Source organism: Haloferula sargassicola, from assembly GCF_040362925.1.
Lineage (GTDB): Bacteria > Verrucomicrobiota > Verrucomicrobiia > Verrucomicrobiales > Akkermansiaceae > Haloferula > Haloferula sargassicola.
In genome coordinates this window covers 1-1834 of record NZ_BAABRI010000048.1, presented here as the reverse complement: position 1 = coordinate 1834, position 1834 = coordinate 1, and the positions used below count along the sequence as shown (strand labels likewise).

2 protein-coding genes are annotated in these 1834 nt (G+C 53.7%); both read left to right on the top strand.

The window, feature by feature from the left end; genetic code table 11:
- Nucleotides 1-194: 194 nt before the first annotated feature.
- Nucleotides 195-851, top strand: a complete 657-nt coding sequence (locus tag ABXH26_RS20515; protein ID WP_353568973.1) for a DUF5076 domain-containing protein — start codon at nucleotides 195-197, stop codon at nucleotides 849-851.
- An 81-nt stretch (nucleotides 852-932) separates the two neighbouring features.
- Nucleotides 933-1709: a PD-(D/E)XK nuclease domain-containing protein gene (locus tag ABXH26_RS20510; RefSeq protein ID WP_353568972.1), complete on the top strand. Its 777-nt coding sequence runs from the start codon at nucleotides 933-935 to the stop codon at nucleotides 1707-1709.
- Nucleotides 1710-1834: the final 125 nt, after the last annotated feature.

Genomic DNA, 1834 nt, shown 5'->3' with positions numbered 1-1834 from the left:
GTGCCAACCCCCGTCGTCTCACCTCCACCCGCATCCTCCGCTCCAATTCGCCCTTCTGCGATTCCCCTTCCATCGAAGACGAAAAAGCCCCTAGGAGCGTTTTTAGCAATCACAACCTACCCTAGGGGCTATTTTCTCCTGTCCGCCGACAAGGATCTCCGCTTTTCTAGCTAGGAAAACCTTTAAACTGTTCGGTGAAGAAAGCCATGCGCATCCTTGAACCACCAGACGAAGTCAAAGCAGCATCGCGTCGCCAAGAGGTGTTCCGCGCTTGGATCGACGGCGGTATGCTCTCAGTATCGGTATGTCACCTCTTTCCTGAGACTTACAAGGAGGACCCCACCGAGATCTGGGGAATGCTCATTTCGGACATTTTCCACCACGTTGTTGACGCTATCGTTCTGGAGACTGCACGAGAGCGTGACGAGGTGCAGAGTTCGTTGAGACATTCGTTTGATGAGGTCGTTCGCTCCGAACGAGGCACCCGTCACGGGACTTTTAAGAACATATTGAAGAGGTTGCCAGAGCTTCCTGATCCAGATGTGACTGGTGACGATAAGTGCGTTGAGATCGTTCGCATCGCCCTGATTCCAGACTCGATACGGGTGATGGTGCTGGTCGGTATGTGGCTTCCAGAAGAGGAGGCGGTGTGGGGGAACCTGCTCTACGACATATCAGCCATGGTAGCCGAGTCCCTGGGATCGCAACGTGATGTTGCCATCACGAAGGCGGATTTGATTGCGGACGTGCTTCACTACATCGACAACCCTACCACGGAATACAGCGGCGAATACTACAACACCGAACAAAACGGTGGTGGACAACCGGCTACCCGCCCCGAGTCGACATGACCCTCTTGACTACAACCCTAAACCCTGTTGCGGAGCGGCGCTCCCGGTAGCCGGTGCCACACCTCGACGTTAGGCAAGAATATGGCGAAGCGAGACGAGATTGCATCCCAGCTTATCAAGGAGGCGAGTGAACACACTTTCGCGAAGAATCAATACCGCAGTGAATATGGATTCTATAGCCGACCGAGCCCCGAGATGGAGGCTTGGATTGCGAGTGTTGAGGACTTTCTTGTCGTCAATTACGGTCGAGATAGCGCCCCTTGGCGTGTGTTCCAGCGATTCAATCGACGCAATCTTGATGGCTTTTTGGAGGACGAACTGGAGAAGCAAAAGAGCATCATTGTCGCTTCGCTGCAGGCTTGCCTTCGGATTCAGCCACGAACCTCCGGAGGAACATTTGATCCGACTTTGGCCTTAGGGACCATCTTTGATAGATTTCACGCGGTGACTCGGCGTCTTCGTTCTCGTCATTCTAGTCGCGATACCCTAGACGTCCAAGATGAGTATGATGTTCAGGATCTCTTGGCTGCGCTTCTCCGACTGTTCTTCGATGATCTTCGTGCTGAGGAGTGGACGCCTAGCTACGCCGGGGGATCCTCGCGCATGGACTTTCTTCTCAAGCGGGAACAGACAGTCATTGAGGTGAAGATGACCCGGAAAGGACTTGGTGACCGTGAACTTGGCAAACAACTGATCGAAGATGTCGCACGCTACAGTGTGCATCCAGACTGCAAGCGCTTAATCTGCTTCGTCTATGACCCCGAGGGAAGGGTGCAGAATCCGGCGGGAATTACGAATGACCTTTCGAAGAAGGACGATACTTTTGAAGTAACAGTCATCATCAAACCAAATGCCTAACCCCAAAGATAGCTTCGGGCGGTAGCCCCGAAGTTATCGGTTGTTGAACGGGCCCAGGCGGGTTGGGCGGGCGGTGTGGCTATCGCTCTTGCGGTTTCAATCCGCGTCTGTGGGTCAACGACTTG